Consider the following 16,523-nt stretch of genomic DNA (forward strand, 5'->3'; position numbering starts at 1 on the left):
CCATGAGCGCTCTCACACCCTGTGCTTCATCGGCGCTTGGCGCCGGTGTTGCCTGCCTTTCCCTGGGCGCAACGCGCCGTATCGATACGGGCTGGAAGGCGCTGGGCATTGCCCTTTGCGCCCTCGCGTTCAGCGCGGCGCCAGCGCGTGCCGACCAGTTCGTCGACGCGGCTGACAATGCCAAGATCGACTGCACGCTCTCGCGCGGTGAACTGACCCGCATTGCGCTCATCGATGATGGCTTTGCCAACGTCTCGAAGATCGCGAGCGCCTATCCCTACAACGATTTCACGATCACCCATGAGCCGGTTCGCGGCGACATCTATATCTCGGTGCCGCCGCAATTCGCCTCGGACCGGGTGAGCTTCTTTGCCACGAGCAAGGCCGGGTTCGTCTACAAGTTTGCGTGCCGGACGGTCTCCCAGGAGGCGAGCCAGATCTTTGTGACCAATCCGGCTCTCAAGGTGCGCGAGGCCGAAGAATGGGAGCAGACCAGCGGCCCTGACGATGCGGCCATCCGGCTGATCGAGGCCATGGCAGGGGATGCGGTGCTTCCGGGCTTTACCGGACGGACCGAACTCGGGTTGCCGCGCAAGACTGGCACCATCGAGGTCCAGCTGGTTGCAGAATACTCCGGCGCCGAGCTGACCGGTCAGCGCTTTCGCCTGCGCAATCTCGGCAAGGTGCCGCTCGAGCTGGGTCAGGATCGCGAAGGCCCCGCTGGCGCCATCGCCTTTGCTTATGGCCGCGACATCCTCGCCCCCAACGAGGTGACCAGCGCCTTCCTCGTCTTCCGCAAGGGAGGGCTGGAGTAATGGCAAACGCAGACAAGCCGGCGACCGATCCGGTTCCCCAGACCCCTGAGACGGCTGATGCCAGCGCCACTCCGGAAAGCCGGCGTGAGGTTGGCAGGCGCAATCTGAACCACCAGATCGCGCAGCGGCAGAAGGCCTTGCTCGCAGGCGTCGGCGCTATTGCGCTGATCGGCGGGGCAACCTTCCTGTTCAGCGGCGCCGACGACAGACACGCGGGTGCCTCCGGCGATACGGTGAGCATCGACACGGGCGGGCTGGTCAATCGCAACCTTTCCGAACGCGAGTTCGTCGCGACCTACGGCAACCGGGCCGATGCCCAGGACCGTGAGATCAAGGCGCTCAAGGAGGGCCAGGTTTCGCGGCCCGAGCTCGAGCAGCAGCTCGCCGCGCTAAAGGCCGAAAACAGCCAGATGCGGACCGACGGCCAGACCGCGATCGACGCCATCTCGGCCGAGAATGCCGCCTTGAAGGCGCAGCTCGACCAGGCTGCGCGCGCCTCAGCTGCCGCGGCTCCGCCGCCCCCGGCTTATGGTCCCGGCGTCGCCCCTGGCGCTGCACCTGCCGCTGGCCGGACGGCGGCGAGCGGTCCGCTGCCCGAGGAGGGCAAGGTCAGCCTGATGAGCTTCGAGACCGGCGCCGCCGGCACCAAGAAGCCCGCCCCCGACAATGCAGCCCCGCCGCTCGTCTTGCAGGACAGCCGGGATTACCTGCCGCCCAACAGCTATGCGCCGGCGCGCGTGATCGTGGGCGTCGATGCCTCGACCGGAGTTGCCAGCCAGACCGATCCATTGCCCGTGGTGCTCCGGATCACCGGGCCAGCGCGTTCGGTCATGCGGGGCGGTAAGGTGCTGACGACCGATCTCACCGGCTGCCTCGTCAATGGCGCAGCGCGCGGCGATCTCAGCAGTGAGAAGGTCTATGTGAAGCTTGCCCGCATGACCTGCGCGCAGCCCGGCGGCCGCTATGCGGTGAGCGAGGTCAAGGGCTTCATCAGCTTTGCCGGCAAGTCGGGCGTGCGCGGCCGCGTCGTCAGCCGCGAGGGCAGCCTCGTGGGCCAGGCCCTGCTTGCCGGGATCGTCGGCGGCTTTGGTCGCGGTTTTTCCGCCAACGCCAATGGCGTCTTCACGGGCCAGATCGGCGCTGACGGCAAGCGCCAGGCGCTCTCGCCCACCGACATTGTCGCGGGCGGCTTTGGCCAGGGCGCGGGCGAAGCTGCCGACACGGTGAGCAAATACCTCATCGAACGCGCCGAACAATACCAACCCGTCGTCGAGATGCCGACCGGCATCGAAGTCGAGATCGTCTTCCTCGACGGCGTTCATGTCAGGAGCAATACAAAATGAAGTACTCGGAATTCCAGCCGGGACTGAAGGCGCGCGCCGCGACCGCGGCCCTCGCTGTCACCACAGCCTTTACCGTAATCAGCCTCGGCCTCGCCGCGGTCACCGCTGAGCCTGCGCGGGCCGAGGGCATGGCGAGCACCGTGCGCGCAGCGCTCATGGCCCGCCTGCCCAAGACGCCGATCACCGGCCTGTCCTGTGAAGGCTTCGGCGGGCTGTGCGAAGTGGTCTCGGGCAACACGCTGTTCTACGTCGATGAGACTGCCCGATATCTCATGGTCGGCCGCCTCTATGACATGGAGACGCGCCGCGATGTCACTGCAGCGCGGCTGCTCGAGCTCAACCCCGATCTTTTGGCGGCCGGCGCTGCCCGCGTGGACGCAGAAAATGCCCGGCACGAGACCGGTCACGAAGCCGGGCCGCCGGCACCGACAGCAACCAAGGTCGACCTGGCCCGTCTGCCGACGGACGGCGCAATCCAGTGGGGACCGGCGAATGCTCCCAAGGTCGTCGTCTTTTCGGATTTCCAGTGCGGCTACTGCCAGCGCCTGACCGGCGAACTGGTCAAGGCAGGCGTCCGGGTCGAGGAGCGGCCGATTTCGATCTTCGGGGCCAAGAGCCGCGAGATTTCTGAAGCTGTGCTGTGCGCTGCCGATCCGGTCGCAGCCCTGCATAAGGCTTACGCCGGCGAGGCCGTGCCGCAGCGCAAGGGCTGCACGGCCAAGGGGCTCGATGCGAATGAGGCGTTTGCTCGGGCGCAGGGCTTCTCGGGCACGCCGGTCCTGGTGCGCGCCAGCGATGGCGCCGTGCTGCAGGGTTATCGCCCGGCTGCTGAAATCCGCAAATTCCTTGGTCTCGCCTCGAACCAGGGAGGCCGCTGATGCGCAGCTTCAGCCATGTCCCTCGCTCCGCGGCGCTGCTCGGCCTGCTGCTGGCAACCAGCGGCTGCGCGGTGCTCGGCGGCAACGTCAAGGGCAACTTCTCCTGCCGGACACCGGCCGGAGACTGCGCGCCGACTTCGGTCATCGATGGCCGGGCGACCGCGACCGCCGGTGAAAAGGCCGACGATCTCCCAGCCCAGCGTCCGGTCGCCGCGGCTTCGACCTCGGGCAGCCTCAAGGTTGTCCTGGCCGCTTACCGCGATGCGCAGGGCCGCAGCCATGCGGCGCGGGTGGTCGAAGTGCCGCTGCCCGAGCCGGCAGGCACGCACTTCCAGGATCCGGCAAGCCGCCGCGAAGTCGCGCGGGCGCTTGCGCGGGCCGTCGCCACGGCACGCGAGCCGCAGGGCGAAACAGCGCCGCCTGCCACCGATACCACCAACTCCGCCTTGCCGGACGTGCTTACTGCCCCCTTGCAGCACGCGCCGGCCGGGGGATCCGGGACTGCCTCCCTCCCGCCCCGGGTCCCCCAACCAATCGCAGGACAAGGGGAGCCTGCTCCCCAGGAAGGAAACGTGCCGTGAGCCTCTCCCTTGCCAAAGCCCGCGATGCCCTGATGGGTGCGCTGTTTGCCGATACGGCGTCAGCGGAGAAGCCGCGGGCGCGCTTCGGTCTCGACATGCTGTCCGATTGGCTGCCTTACCGGGTCTTCGACGAGAGTGCCGGGCTCTACCGCAACGCTCGTTCAAAGGGTTTCATCCTCGAGGTGACCCCGTTGATCGGCGCCGACGAGCGCACCGGCGAAATCCTGGGTCAGTTCTTCTCTGAAGGACTGCCCCAGGGGGCCTGTCTGCAGGTGCTCAATTTCGCGAGCCCGCGGATTGGGCAGATCGTCTCCCCATGGTTTGCGCCGCGTTATGAACAGGGCGGTATCTACGAAGCGATCGCGCGGGAGCGGCTTGCCCGGTTCTACGATCTGGTCTGGGAAAGCGGCTCGGCCTTTGCCCCTTTCCATGTGCGCAGCAGCCGCCTGATCGTCTCGCTCGGCGTCCCGGAAAACACAAACGTCACCGATGCCGAGCTTGCCGAATGCCGCGAGGCTCTGCTGGGCCTCATTCATTCGCTGGGGCTCGATGCGCATCCACTGCGGCCATCGGCGCTGATTGGCCTTGTTGACGAGCTAACCTCGCCAACCACGGCGCGCGAGCCTGAGCGCCAGACCTGGAACCCGCTCGAGCAGATCGATGTCCAGGCGATCCGCGCCGATATCGAGCTCGAGGTCGAGGACGACCGCATGGTGCTGAGGACCGAGCGGTTCCGCGAGATGGGCCGCGACAGCGCCGGCAACCCCGAGGTCGGGGTGTGCCTCCCCGATACGTTCGACGTGCGCCATTTTGCCGTGCGCTCGTTTCCCGAGCGCTGGGCACCGTGGGAGTGCGCGCGGCTGATCGGTGACATGTTCGCCGACAAGCTGCGCTTTCCTTGTCCGACGGCGACGATGCTGTGCCTCGTCTATCCGGACCAGGAGGCAGCCTCGGCCCGCGCGGGCTACAAGTTCATGCGCACGACGAGCCTCAGCCAGACCAAGAGCGCGCGCTTCCTCCCCAAGCTTGCCGACCAGTCGGCCGAGTGGCGCCACGTCCAGAACGAGCTCCAGGCCGGAAAGAAGTTGGTGAAGCTGTTCTACGGGCTGACCAGCTATTCGCCGCTGGGCTCGGGCGATGGCCATGAGCGCGTGATCAAGGCGATCTTCAAGGCGGCAGGATGGGACCTCACCGATGAGCGCTTCCTCCAGCTCCAGGGTCTGGTCGCCGCGTTCCCTTTGAGCCTCGCCGATGGGCTGGCGGACGACATGCTGCGTCTGAAGCGCATGCGCACGATGCTGTCGACCACCGCCGCCAATATCGCGCCGATGCAGGGCGAGTACCTTGGCCGCACGGTTCCCCACCTCCTGCTGGTTGGCCGCCGGGGGCAGCCGTTCTGGTGGTCGCCGTTTGAAAACGGTGCTGGCAACCACAACATCGCGATTTGCGGCAAGTCCGGGTCGGGCAAGTCGGTCCTGCTCCAGGAGCTCTGTGCGGCCCTGCGCGGTGCAGGCGCAAAGGTCGTGGTGATCGACGACGGCCGGTCGTTCGAGCACTCGGTCAAGCTCCAGGGTGGGCGCTTCGTCGAGTTCACGCTTGCTGCGGGCTTCTCGCTCAATCCCTTCTCGATGGTCGATGATGCCCGGGCTGAGGCCGACGAGGATTACCGCCTCGACTGCTTTGCCATGATCAAGGCGATCATCGGCCAGATGGCGCGTCATGACGACAAGCCCAGCGATACCGAGCGGGGCCTGATCGACCGCGCGGTCACCACGGTCTGGGACACGCTCGGCAGCGGCGGCAGCATCGACGATATCGCAGGCGCTCTCGAACAGGGCGGCGGCGAGCTCGGCGTCAATCTCGCGACCGCGATTGCGCCCTATTGCCGGGGCGGCAGCTATGGCGGGTTCTTCTCAGGAAAGGCCAGCTTCGCGCTCGACGATGATTTCACGGTCTTTGAGATGAGCGATCTTGCGAGCCGCGGGGAGCTTCGAAGCGTCGTTCTTTCGGCGATCATGTTCATGACCGGCCAGGCCATGACGCGGACCTCGAGAGCGACGCGCAAGCTGCTGCTGATCGACGAGGCCTGGTCGATGCTGAAGGGCGGCTCGATGGGCGAGTTCGTCGAGACCTATGCCCGCACCGCCCGCAAATACGGGGGCGCGCTCGCAACCGCGACCCAGTCCCTGAATGACTATTACAAGTCGGACGGCGCGCGCGCCGCGCTTGAGAACAGCGACTGGATGCTGATCCTCCAGCAGAAGGCCGAGACAATCTCGGACTTCCGGCAGAGCGCCCGGCTCGACATGGACGACCGGACCGAGACGCTGATCCGTTCGCTGAAGCGCTCGGGGGCGGAATATTCCGAGATCTTCATCAAGGGCCCGGAGACCGAAGCGATCGGTCGTCTCGTGCTCGATCCGCTTTCGGCGACGATCTTCTCGTCTGACCCGGGCACCTATGCCGCGATCCAGGCGCTCGAGGCGAAGGGCATGCCGCTCGCTGACGCGATCCGCACGGTCGCCGGCCTGGCTCCGGGAGAGCGCTGATGGCGTTCCATCAAACCCCGTTCGACCACATCGGTGTTTGGTCGCCGCCGATGCGGCTCATCCCGTTCCTGCAGGGCACCTGCCTCGTGCTTATCGAGGCATCGCGCTTTGCGGCCTCGAGCCTGCTCATCGTGCTGGGCTTGCCGCTGTTTGCGTTCCTGTCCCTTGCGGGCTGGGACATGGGGCTCCTGTTCGCGCAGCTCGCCAATCTTGCCGATCACTACCGCGAGGCGGACGCGATCCGCCGGATCGCTTTCTCCCAGGACCTGCAGGGTGCCTTCATCGCTGCCGTGCTCGGCGTGGTGTTGGTGCGGATCCCGCGCTTCCTGAAGCGCCTCGAAACAGCCCTCGCTCCGGCCGCACCCAAGGAGACTGTCAATGGCTGACGTTCGCCGATTACAATCTTTTAATCGCCCGCTTGCGCTCCGGCTTGGCGGGGTTCTCCTCACGGTCTGCGTTCTGCTGTGGGGGGCTTGGGTCAGCCGCGAAGTGGCCCGTCCCCGTGAACAGATCGTCACGGTGCGCTTGGCTGAGACCATCGCGCGGTTCGTCGATGCTGAAGCCCGCGCGGCCCGAGACCCTGAAGTCGGGCAGGCCCGCACGCTCGCCTATCTCAAGGCGGCCGAGGCGGCGGTCCAGGACATGGGCAAGAATGGCCGCGTGGTGCTGGTGGCCGAGGCGGTCCTTGCGGGTGGAGTGCCCGACGCGACCGCCGAACTGGAGCAGCGCATTGCCGCGCGGCTCGGCCGGGAGCGGCAGCCATGACCCGCATCGCCCACCTGCTGCGCGGAGCCCGGCGTCCGCTGCTCCTGACCGGGATCGTTGCCTTGCCATTCGCCTGGGCGCCGCTTGCGGCCTTCAGCGAGGACCATGCCTTCCTGATCAATTCGAGCCCGAGCCTGCCAAACTGGGCCTTCTGGCTCGACAAGTCGGCGCCGATTGCGCGTGGCAGCCTGATCTTCTTCGAGCCGCCGGGCTCGCCGCTGCTCGACAAGCATTTCGGCGAAGGGCCGCACCTCTTCGGCAAGCGTGTGCTGGGTCTTCCGGGCGATGTCGTGAGCCACGAGGGCGCGCAAGTCCGGGTGAATGGCCGGGTTGTTGGCACACGTCTCGAACAGACCCGGCTTGGGCTCAGGCTCAGTCCCGGGCCGGAAGGCCTCATCCCGCGCGGCTGCTACTATGTCGGCAGCGACCATCCGCGCGGGTTCGACAGCCGCTACGCCGAGGTGGGTTTTGCCTGCCGCGGGCAGATTCTCGGCAGCGGGAGGGCAATCCTGTGAAGCGCGCCCTGCTTGTAACCTTTGCGCTTGTCCTCGCCGTTCCGGCCGATGCGCGGGACTATGGCCAGCAAGGTGCCGTGTTCCCGGTGATCGAACGCGATCTGCTGGAACAGATCCACACGCGGCTCACTGCCATGGAAAAATCAGGTGAGACCCAGCGGCTCAATCAGGAGCTGAAGCGGCGCACGGCGGCGCGCGTCAACCGGCCAGAGCCGGTGGCAGGCCTCGTCCGGGCGAGCGTGGCTCGCCGCTGGAGCTTTGATCCGACGATCACGCTCGAGACCGATATCCGGGGCGCCAAGGGCGAGCTCATCCATGCCCGCGGGACCCGGGTGAATCCGCTCGACAGCGTACCGCTGCGCAGCGAGCTCCTGTTCTTCGATGGCGACGATCCTGACCAGCTCGCTTGGGCGCTCAGGGTATCGCCAGGCGCCAAGCTCATCCTGACCAAGGGCGCACCATTGGAGCTGATGAAGGCGCGGCAGCGGCGCTTTTACTTCGACCAGGGCGGCAAGTTGATCGCGCATTTCGGGATCAGGGCGCTGCCCGCCCGCGTGCGCCAGAATGGCCGGGTGCTCGAGGTCAGCGAGGTCGTCCTGCCTTCCCGACAAGGAGCCCGCCCATGAAATCGCTTCGTCGCCTCGCTGCGAGCCTGCTCGCAGGCCTCGGGCTGGCGCTGGCCAGTCCGGCCGGCGCCGATGCCGGGCCCGGTCGCTGCACCGGCAGCTTCGTCAACCCGATCACGGATATCTGCTGGTCGTGCCTGTTTCCGATTTCGGTCGGCGGGCTGAAGATCTGGCCCTCCAACCGGCCCGATCCTGACAACCCTGATCTGCCGCTCTGCCTGTGCGGGCTGCGGCCAGGGATTGCCATGGGCTTCTGGGAGCCGGTCCGGCTTGCCGACGTCAGCATGAAACCATGGTGCTTCGTCAATCTGGGCGGGATGAAGCTCGATCCTGGGTTCGACATCGGCTTCCGCTCGATCAAGGGGCCCTCTGCCGTGGGCGGGGCCAGCCAGAACTATTCGAGCTGGCACGTGCATTGGTACGCTTACCCTTTGATCTACTGGATGGAGATCATTGCCGATTTCCTGTGCCTTGAGTCCGGCTCGATCGATATCCTCTACATTTCCGAGATCGATCCGCTCTGGCAGGACAGCGAGCTCACCGCGATCATCAACCCCGAGGCGGTGCTTTTTGCGAACCCGCTGGCACTAGCTGCCTGCGCGGCCGACTGCGTCTCAGCCACGGTCAATTTGCCGGTCGACGAGATGTTCTGGTGCGCTGGCTGCCAAGGCTCGATGTACCCGATGAACGGCAACGTCTCGGCGTCGATCGGCCATGTCCAGGCCTCGCGGCTCGTGCTCTCGCGCTTTGCCTACAAGCTCCACCGCGAGCTCGTTGCCTGGGGCACGATGGGCGGCAAGGGACTTTGCGGCAAGTACCTGATGCCGGTGATGCGCAAGCAGCAATACCGGTTCCAGGCCACCAACCCGAACCCGGCGACCAAGGGGCGCTACGCGTGCCCGCCGATTGGCGCCGCCACCACCTTTCAATCAGCTGGACAGGTCATCCCCGCGATCGGTGAGGACATGGGATACCTCGTCTGGCGCAAGCGGAACTGCTGCGCGCTATGAACCGGAAACTTCTCCTTATCCCGCTCGCTGCGGGCATTTCTCTCGCAGGCCTGGCGCTGGCCCAAAGCGCGCCCGAAGGTATCGACCTCGAGGCCATCCGTGCCCGCTCGGCCGAGCATGCCAAGGATGCTGATGCCCTTGCGAGCACGGTCCGCACCCGAGCGGAGGCCGTGCATGACGAGGCCTTGCAGAGCCAGAATTCGGCTCAGACTGCGGCCAAGCGCTTTGCCGAGACTGTTCCGACAAAGGCTAACAGCGCAGAGGTCTTCGACTTCGACGCGATGGTGCGCGAGCGCGCCGAGGCGGACAAGGCACCGCTCTCCCAAAGCCCGCGCTTCATCGCCTTTGCGAGCCTGTCGATGCCGCCCGAGGCGCTCAAATCGCTGGTTCGCGACATGGGACGCGCAGGCGGCGTAACCGTGCTGCGCGGCTTCCCGGCCGGGGACTCTGCAAAGTTCAAGGCAACGCTGGCGGCGATCTGGCAGGGCGATGATGCCCCCCAGGCGCTCGGGATCGATCCCCGGCTGTTCCGGGCTTTCGGCATCGAGACCGCCCCCAGCTTCGTGATGGTGGGCAGCGACTTTGCGCCGTGTGATGGCTTTGACTGCCGCGACGCGCCGCCGCCGCATGACCGGCTCTCAGGCAATGTGACGGTGAGCCAGGTTCTCGAGACCTTCCGCGATGGCAACGGCCCAGGCGCCCAGCTGGCGCGCCTGCACCTTACCCGCCTCGAACAGGAGCACCGCCCATGACATGGCTTCGCTCGGTACATGGCGCCCTGCTGCTTCTGGCAGGAGTGGCCCAGGCGGCCTCCGCTCAGACGACTGCCGACGCAAAGGCTGACGGCAAAGCGTTCGGCGCCAGCGTAATCGATCGCGCCAAGGGCGCGGCAACCACGGCGCCCGATGCTTCGCGCGTTCCGGGGTTCAATCCTGCCGCCACGCAAGGCCTTGAGGACCTGGCCGACCATCCCGATCGGATCGAGGGCGCCGCCCGTAGCGCGGCAACCGGCAACACCGCGATCCGGACGATCGAGGACAGCATGGATAACCGCGCCCGGTTTTCACCCCAGGAGATCAAGAGCATTCTCGCCCGCTCGGGCGAGATCAGCGAGACCCCGCTCGATTACACGAGCGGCATGTCGGTCTCCGGCTCGAAGGGCAATTGCGTCCCGCTTCCGCCTGGAACTGGCTCGGTCGGCATCTACATGGCGACCTGCAACACGGGCTACACGGCCGAGCAGAAGACGGCGACGTGCCAGGTGCCCCTCGAGGTGCGCGCCGAGCCGCGCCAAGTCTATGGCTACTACTGCGTTGCGGGAAGCGGGGTCGATCCGACCGGCATTTACGCCTGCAACCATTATCCGGCGCCGCAGTGCACGGTTACGCAGTCCTGGCCGATTAACCTCTGCGATCCCTATTTCGGGATCTACTGGGGCTGCAACTCGGGTGACCTGCGCGTCGATCTGGTGAGCTGCACGGCCCCGGTTGAAGGGGCAACGCCTTACACGACCACCACCGAAACCGTGGTCACCGCCGAACGAAACGAGAGCCAGTGCTCCGCGCTGGCTGGCGATGCCAACTGCACACTCGACACCGAAGTCTGCACCGATAGCGACCCCGTCACCCGGATCGTCGATGGCGTCGCGGTTACCCAGCCATGCTGGGCCTGGCAGCGCAGCTATACCTGCTCGGCCAAGATGCCCGGCAATGACTGCGGCGAACTGGAGGCAAACGGCAGCTGCCGCTTCGTGCGCGAGGATTGCCTGACGGGCGACAGCCCCTGCTCGACGGCTGAGCGGGTCTATGAGTGCCCGGTGCCTCCAGGCGAGAACGCAGGCCAGCAATATGTCTGCGACGGCGACGTCTACTGCATCGACGGCTCGTGCGAGACGATCACCCGCGAGGCCAACGACGAATTCAAGGATGCGGTCGTGGCCCTGAACGCGATGGACCAGGCGCGGCGCGAGTTCGACCCTGCGACCATGACCCTCTTCAAGGGTGAGCGCGAGACCTGCTCGTCCAAGGTCTTCGGGGTGCTCAACTGCTGCAAGGGCAAAGGCTTCCCGCTGATCCCTGGCATCCAGTTCCTGGTCATGCTGGGCTGCAGCCGGGAGGAGGTCCTGCTCCACCAGCGCGATGCGCAAGGGCTTTGCGCCTATGTCGGGACCTATTGTTCCTCGAGCTTCCTCGGCGTCTGCCTGACCAAGAAGAAGGTCTACTGCTGCTTTGAGTCCAAGCTGACCCGCATCCTGCAGGAACAGGGCCGCGCGCAGCTTCCCAAGCCCTGGGGCAAGCCTAAGACCGAGCAGTGCCTCGGCTTCACCCTCGACGAGTTCGCCCACCTCGATCTCAGCCGCATGGATTTCTCCGAGGTCTATTCCGAGTTCACCGATGCGGCGCGGCTCCCCGACGAGCTCCAGACCTCCGAGCTCATCCAGCAGAAAATCCGCGACTATTACGAAAGGAGCAGCCAATGAGCGCCCGTCGCTTCCGCACGGCCATCATACTGGTCGCTATCCTAGGCCAGGCAGTCCCGAGCACCGCCCAGGATGCAGGCAGGTTCCCAAGCACCTCTGCCACCGACACCGGTGACGCCTTCTACTGCGGTGAGCGCCGGCTCGGCTACTGGTTCTACTGCGTGCGGCCGAAACCCTCGCCGCCGCAGACCACCGAGCCGAAGTCCCAGGCACCGACCGCCACGGCTGCGCTCGACGCCATCACCGCGACGCTGCGTGAGCTCAAGGCTCGGGCGATCATCGAGCCGACGCCTGCGAATGTGACGGCCTATATCCGCTTCCAGCGCGAGCAACTCGACCGGGCCTCGCTGTTCTCCGATGTCTGGCAGCGGGCGATCTGGCAGGATCCGGGGCTCGACTACACACTCGAGCGCCCGGTTGGAGCGGTCGCCAAGCGGCAATGGCAGGATGCCCGGACTGCCGAGCGCGATAGCGTGATGGCTCATCTCGGCGATCGCTACGGGCTGTTCTACTTCTTCGCCCAGACCTGTGGGGCCTGCGAGGTGATGAGCCCGATCGTCAAGGCGGTCGCCGATCGCTGGCAGCTCACGGTGAGAGCGATCTCGACCGACGGCGGGCCGTCGCGTCATTTCCCGAATTACACGGTCGAGAGCGGGCAGCGGCCGCGCATGGGGCTTGAGCCCAAGATCACGCCGGCGCTGGTTCTGTGGGACAGCGAAGCCAAGCGCGCGATACCGATCGGATATGGCGTCCTGTCAGCCGACGAACTGCAGGACCGCATCTTTCTCCTGACCTCGAAGGAAACCGGCCATGATTTCTAAGCTGCGCACGGCGGCGCTTGCTCTTGCCGCCACGAGCCTCGTTGTAACCCCGCTCCAGGCCAATGTCGGCGACAGCATGGACCGCTTCATGAACGACATGGGCGGCGCCGCGAACGTCACGGGTCCGAGCGCGTTCCAGGGCCAATCGGCGGGCTACTACAGCCTCGGCAATGTCTGGACGCGCTTTCCGCAGAAGACAACCAACATCGCCAATCTCCAGCTGCCCCGGGCGCGGGCGGGCTGCGGCGGCATCGACATTTTTGCCGGCAGCTTCAGCTTCATCAACGCGAGCGAGATCGTCGCGCTGCTCAAAGCGGTCGCGAACAATGCCGTGGGCTTTGCCTTCAGCCTGGCGATCGACACGGTTTGCCCCGAGTGCTCGAAGATCATGCAGGAGTTCGCCCAGAAGGCGCAGCTCATGAACAACCTGTCGATCAACAGCTGCGAGATGGCGCAAGGGCTGGTCGGCGGCATCTGGCCCAAGGGCGACCTTGCCGACAAGGCGATCTGCGAGGCAATTGGTAACAGCGAGGGCATCTTCACAGACTATGCGGCGGCCAAGCATGGCTGCGGGACGCGCGGTCAAAGGAGCTCGACCAACTCCGGGGCCGGGGCAAACTATGCCGATGTGAACCCGGCTGTGCCGCGCAACTACACCTGGCACGTCCTCGAGAAGTCCGCCTTCTTTTCGCCCAATGGCACCTTCGACCGGGATCTTGCCGAATATGCGATGACGCTGATCGGCACGGTGATCTACGTGCCGCCCAAGGACGACGAGCCGGGCAAGTTCGTGCCCTTCGCCGGCGATGCCTCCTCAACGCTGGTGACCGCGCTGCTCGATGGCACGCAGGGCCAAACGGTCAGGGTCTTTGCCTGCGACGAGCCGGACCAGTGCCTCAATCCCACGTTTCGGGACATGAGCCTCAGTTCAGCCAAGGCCATCCGACCCAGGGTGGCCGCGCTCATCGGCAGTATGGTGGCCGCGATCCGCTCGGATACGGCGATCGGCGATGCCGAGAAGGAACTGCTCCAGGTTGCCTCGGTCCCGCTCTACAAGATTCTGACGGTCCAGGCCGCCTATGGCCGAGGCATGGCGACCGATGACCGCGACACGCTCGCGGAGATCACCAGCATCGACCTGCTTTACGCGGTGCTCGACCGGATCGTGTCGGAGGCGGGCCGCTCGATGGCGAGTTTCATCGCCGCGGACGAAGCCAAGCTCGCGATCTGGCGCGCGCAGGTTGCCGAAGTGCGCTCCAGCCTCGCGCAGCGCCAGGCGACGGGCCAAGCCAAGGTCTCGGCCATCATGCAGATCATCGAGAAGACAGCGATGATCGAGAACATGTTGGCGGCCTCGATGTCCCCCTCGATGGCTGCATCGCTCGACTGGTCGCGCGCGCTCCAGTCCCGCTCCATCGTCCCTTAAAGGCGAGACAATCCATGATCGAGATCTTCACGGTTGGCGGCGGCGAGTACATCGTCAATGTCCTGAATGCCGTCGCCAGCTGGACCGGTGCCGGCGGCTACAAAAGCCTGATCCAGGTGACCATGGTCATGGGCCTGGCGCTTGCGGTCATCGTACTCGCCTTCAACCAGGACTGGCGGGCCTGGCTCAACTGGTTCCTTGGGGCGACGCTCATCTACATGTGCCTGATGGTGCCGCGCATGGACGTCCATGTGACCGACCGGGTCAACCCGAGCCTTGCCCCCGCAAATGTCGCGAACGTGCCCCTGGGTCTTGCGCTCATGGCCAGTTTCACGAGCCAGGTTGGCGACTATCTTACGCGCTCAGCCGAGCTGGTCTTCGGCCTGCCGGACGACCTCAACTACTCGAAGAACGGCATGATCTACGGCGCGCGGCTGATGGAAGCGACGCGCTCCTTGCGCATCTCGGACCCCGAGTTTGCCGCCAATCTCGACGAGCACATCCGGCAATGCGTGTTCTATGATCTCTTGCTCGGCCGCTATTCGATGAAGCAGCTGGCAGAGAGCGACGATATCTGGACGACAATCGCACCCGGTAGCGCGGCGCGGGCGCAGAAATTCGTCACCCGGCAGGCCGATGACAGCGTCACGGCGTCGATCGTCACTTGCCGTGATGCCTATACCGGTCTTTCGAACCAATGGGCGGGGCTGGTCGATTCCATGGCGCTCAGCGCCGGTCGGCAACTCTATCCGCGCCAGACGGCAGCGCTTGCCAAGACCAAGCTGCTTGCTGACCTGCCGGTGGCCTACCAATATCTCTCGGGGGTCTCGAAGAATGCGAGCGACATCTTTCGCCAGGTCCTGACAATCAATGCCATGAATCAGGCCATGCACGGGTTCGCGGGCGCCAGTGGCACCTCGAGCGTCGATGTCTTCGCCCAGACCCGTGCCGACATTCAGACCGAGCGGACCTACGCTTCGATCGCCGAGAACGCGATGAAGTGGGTCCCGATCCTCAATGTCGTGCTGACGGTCGTGTTCTACGCGATGTTCCCGGTGATCTTTCCGCTGTTTCTGATGCCGAAGACCGGGCCGCTTGCGCTGCGCGGCTATGTCACCGGGTTCTTCTACCTGGCGGCCTGGGGCCCGCTCTTCGTGATCCTGCACATGATCTTGATGTTCAAGGGCGCGAGCGATGTGGCGGCAGCTGGGAGCGGAACGGGCCTGTCGCTTGCGACCTTTGCCAGCATGGCCGATGTAAACCGCGATATCGGCCTCCTTGCCGGCTATCTCGTCGCTTCAGTGCCATTCCTTGCTGGCGGCATCGCCAAGGGCGCGCTGGCAATTTCCGGCCAGGCGACCTCCTATCTCAACCCCTCGCAGAATGCGGCAGAGGAAGCGGCGCGCGAGGCGAGCACGGGCAATGTGTCGCTTGGCAACAGTAACCTCGACAATTCGACGGTGTTCTCCCGCCAGTTTGCCCAAGGGGCGCTCAACCCGAGCATTTCTTATGGCGCTCCACAGACCCGCGGGTTCAGCGAAGTGGGCACCCAGACGACGAGCTTTGGCGGAGCGGAATTCGCGACGGTGCCGAATTCGCAGTATCCCTTCACGCCAACGCTGGGGCAGGATTTCACGAGCAGGCTCTCGACCATGGCGAGCCAGAGCCGGGGCCAGAGCGAGACCTATTCGAACCTTGCCCAGCAATCGACTAGCTCGGCCGTCACCCGCTTCAACGAGATCCGCAATGCCTACAGCCAAGGCCACTCCACGGAGACGGTCAGCGGCACCGGCAGCAACGACAGCATCGGCACCGCCTTCAGCGAGGTCGACAACGCCTCCACCACTCTTCAGCGGCAGTTCGGGCTGTCGCGGCGTGCGGCTGACGACATCACTGTCTCGTGGTTTCTCAATGGAGAGGCAGGAATTGAGGCAAAAGCACAAGGTGGGGTTCTTAGTGGCGGCATTGGTGCCAAAGGTGGACGAAATCAAAGCTGGACCGACAGCGACGTCGGTATCGCGTCTGAGGATCGCAACCGGATTACTGGGACGTTGCAGCAGCTTTCGGATACCCGGAACTGGTCGAGCACGCGCGAAGGCTTCCTACGCCAGACGAGCTCCAGTTCGAGTTCGCAGGTCTCGACCAGTGCAGCAGGTCTCAGCCGCTCGCTGACCGAAGCGCAGACGTACTCGGTCGAGGCACGCCGCGCCGAAGAACTGGCAAGCCGGCTCGAGAACCAGGCATCCTGGTACGAAGGTGCGAATGCTGCCGGTTCGCTCAATCTCAGCCAGGCCTATCGGGAATGGGGCATGTCGGAGCTTGAAGCGAACCGCGATTATTACGGCCCAGTCCGGTTCGACGACATCAATTTCCAGATGAGCGCACAGGGCCAGCAGCTCCAGGGGCGTTTCGTGGAGAGCTACGCCGACCGGCTGCAGGATGACATTGAAGGGCAATTGACGCTGCCCGACTTCGCGCCGGTCAGCCGCCCTGCCGTTGCGAGCCAGGGTAGCGTCCGCGCACACGGCCCCCGTGGCGGTGGATCAGGCAGTCTTGGTGCGGCTCCTGACACATCGGGGATCAGGGACGAAGTCCGCTCGGCGCAGGAGCGAGGCCGCGGTCGGATAGGTCAATCCATGGGCAATCTTGACGCTGTCACCCGTGGAGCAAAAGGAGCATCGGAAGAGGCGGCGGATGATGTCAAAGAATGGTGAT

At 65.3% G+C, this 16,523-nt stretch carries 15 protein-coding genes; all 15 read left to right on the forward strand.

Annotated elements, in window-relative coordinates:
* Positions 1-2: 2 nt before the first annotated feature.
* Genes ACU0AG_RS10810 through ACU0AG_RS10880 form a run of 15 tightly spaced genes read left to right on the forward strand, consistent with a single transcriptional unit; the run spans position 3 to position 16,522 of the window.
* Complete coding sequence (locus tag ACU0AG_RS10810; RefSeq protein WP_482782289.1) at positions 3-815, forward strand: type-F conjugative transfer system secretin TraK; 813 nt, start codon at positions 3-5, stop codon at positions 813-815.
* A complete protein-coding gene (locus ACU0AG_RS10815) occupies positions 815-2,158 on the forward strand; it encodes a TraB/VirB10 family protein (RefSeq protein ID WP_482782290.1) in 1,344 nt (447 codons plus the stop codon). Before ACU0AG_RS10810 ends, ACU0AG_RS10815 begins: the two co-directional genes overlap by 1 nt.
* Complete coding sequence (locus ACU0AG_RS10820) at positions 2,155-3,036, forward strand: DsbC family protein (RefSeq protein ID WP_482782291.1); 882 nt, start codon at positions 2,155-2,157, stop codon at positions 3,034-3,036. Before ACU0AG_RS10815 ends, ACU0AG_RS10820 begins: the two co-directional genes overlap by 4 nt.
* Entirely contained in the window at positions 3,036-3,617 is a 582-nt protein-coding gene (locus ACU0AG_RS10825) for a hypothetical protein (protein WP_482782292.1), read from the forward strand. The genes ACU0AG_RS10820 and ACU0AG_RS10825 overlap by 1 nt, the downstream gene beginning before the upstream one ends.
* Positions 3,614-6,166, forward strand: coding sequence for a type IV secretion system protein TraC (traC, locus tag ACU0AG_RS10830; RefSeq protein ID WP_482782293.1), 2,553 nt, complete (start codon positions 3,614-3,616; stop codon positions 6,164-6,166). The genes ACU0AG_RS10825 and traC overlap by 4 nt, the downstream gene beginning before the upstream one ends.
* Positions 6,166-6,552, forward strand: coding sequence for a hypothetical protein (locus ACU0AG_RS10835; RefSeq protein ID WP_482782294.1), 387 nt, complete (start codon positions 6,166-6,168; stop codon positions 6,550-6,552). Before traC ends, ACU0AG_RS10835 begins: the two co-directional genes overlap by 1 nt.
* Positions 6,545-6,931, forward strand: coding sequence for a TrbI F-type domain-containing protein (locus ACU0AG_RS10840; RefSeq protein ID WP_482782295.1), 387 nt, complete (start codon positions 6,545-6,547; stop codon positions 6,929-6,931). The genes ACU0AG_RS10835 and ACU0AG_RS10840 overlap by 8 nt, the downstream gene beginning before the upstream one ends.
* Positions 6,928-7,446 (forward strand): S26 family signal peptidase, encoded by a 519-nt coding sequence (locus ACU0AG_RS10845; RefSeq protein ID WP_482782296.1) that lies wholly within the window; start codon positions 6,928-6,930, stop codon positions 7,444-7,446. Before ACU0AG_RS10840 ends, ACU0AG_RS10845 begins: the two co-directional genes overlap by 4 nt.
* Positions 7,443-8,072 (forward strand): type-F conjugative transfer system protein TraW, encoded by a 630-nt coding sequence (gene traW / locus ACU0AG_RS10850; protein ID WP_482782297.1) that lies wholly within the window; start codon positions 7,443-7,445, stop codon positions 8,070-8,072. Before ACU0AG_RS10845 ends, traW begins: the two co-directional genes overlap by 4 nt.
* Positions 8,069-9,082, forward strand: a complete 1,014-nt coding sequence (traU, locus tag ACU0AG_RS10855) for a conjugal transfer pilus assembly protein TraU (RefSeq protein WP_482782298.1) — start codon at positions 8,069-8,071, stop codon at positions 9,080-9,082. The genes traW and traU overlap by 4 nt, the downstream gene beginning before the upstream one ends.
* Complete coding sequence (trbC, locus tag ACU0AG_RS10860; RefSeq protein ID WP_482782299.1) at positions 9,079-9,834, forward strand: type-F conjugative transfer system pilin assembly protein TrbC; 756 nt, start codon at positions 9,079-9,081, stop codon at positions 9,832-9,834. The genes traU and trbC overlap by 4 nt, the downstream gene beginning before the upstream one ends.
* Positions 9,831-11,561, forward strand: coding sequence for a conjugal transfer protein TraN (locus ACU0AG_RS10865; protein ID WP_482782300.1), 1,731 nt, complete (start codon positions 9,831-9,833; stop codon positions 11,559-11,561). The genes trbC and ACU0AG_RS10865 overlap by 4 nt, the downstream gene beginning before the upstream one ends.
* Positions 11,558-12,382 (forward strand): conjugal transfer protein TraF, encoded by an 825-nt coding sequence (locus ACU0AG_RS10870; RefSeq protein ID WP_482782301.1) that lies wholly within the window; start codon positions 11,558-11,560, stop codon positions 12,380-12,382. The genes ACU0AG_RS10865 and ACU0AG_RS10870 overlap by 4 nt, the downstream gene beginning before the upstream one ends.
* Complete coding sequence (locus tag ACU0AG_RS10875) at positions 12,372-13,808, forward strand: conjugal transfer protein TraH (RefSeq protein ID WP_482782302.1); 1,437 nt, start codon at positions 12,372-12,374, stop codon at positions 13,806-13,808. The genes ACU0AG_RS10870 and ACU0AG_RS10875 overlap by 11 nt, the downstream gene beginning before the upstream one ends.
* A gap of 14 nt (positions 13,809-13,822) precedes the next feature.
* The gene (locus ACU0AG_RS10880; RefSeq protein WP_482782303.1) at positions 13,823-16,522 is read left to right on the forward strand and encodes a conjugal transfer protein TraG N-terminal domain-containing protein; all 2,700 of its coding nucleotides are present in this window, start codon (positions 13,823-13,825) and stop codon (positions 16,520-16,522) included.
* The last annotated feature ends 1 nt before the right edge of the window (position 16,523 follow it).

The sequence above is a fragment of the Erythrobacter sp. RANMB8 genome, from assembly GCF_056848235.1.

Coding starts and splice junctions, on each gene's coding strand:
- ACU0AG_RS10810 (WP_482782289.1), top strand. CDS start 3: ATGAGCGCTCTCACACCCTGTGCTTCATCGGCGCTTGGCGCCGGTGTT.
- ACU0AG_RS10815 (WP_482782290.1), top strand. CDS start 815: ATGGCAAACGCAGACAAGCCGGCGACCGATCCGGTTCCCCAGACCCCT.
- ACU0AG_RS10820 (WP_482782291.1), top strand. CDS start 2,155: ATGAAGTACTCGGAATTCCAGCCGGGACTGAAGGCGCGCGCCGCGACC.
- ACU0AG_RS10825 (WP_482782292.1), top strand. CDS start 3,036: ATGCGCAGCTTCAGCCATGTCCCTCGCTCCGCGGCGCTGCTCGGCCTG.
- ACU0AG_RS10835 (WP_482782294.1), top strand. CDS start 6,166: ATGGCGTTCCATCAAACCCCGTTCGACCACATCGGTGTTTGGTCGCCG.
- ACU0AG_RS10840 (WP_482782295.1), top strand. CDS start 6,545: ATGGCTGACGTTCGCCGATTACAATCTTTTAATCGCCCGCTTGCGCTC.
- ACU0AG_RS10845 (WP_482782296.1), top strand. CDS start 6,928: ATGACCCGCATCGCCCACCTGCTGCGCGGAGCCCGGCGTCCGCTGCTC.
- traU (WP_482782298.1), top strand. CDS start 8,069: ATGAAATCGCTTCGTCGCCTCGCTGCGAGCCTGCTCGCAGGCCTCGGG.
- trbC (WP_482782299.1), top strand. CDS start 9,079: ATGAACCGGAAACTTCTCCTTATCCCGCTCGCTGCGGGCATTTCTCTC.
- ACU0AG_RS10865 (WP_482782300.1), top strand. CDS start 9,831: ATGACATGGCTTCGCTCGGTACATGGCGCCCTGCTGCTTCTGGCAGGA.
- ACU0AG_RS10870 (WP_482782301.1), top strand. CDS start 11,558: ATGAGCGCCCGTCGCTTCCGCACGGCCATCATACTGGTCGCTATCCTA.
- ACU0AG_RS10875 (WP_482782302.1), top strand. CDS start 12,372: ATGATTTCTAAGCTGCGCACGGCGGCGCTTGCTCTTGCCGCCACGAGC.
- ACU0AG_RS10880 (WP_482782303.1), top strand. CDS start 13,823: ATGATCGAGATCTTCACGGTTGGCGGCGGCGAGTACATCGTCAATGTC.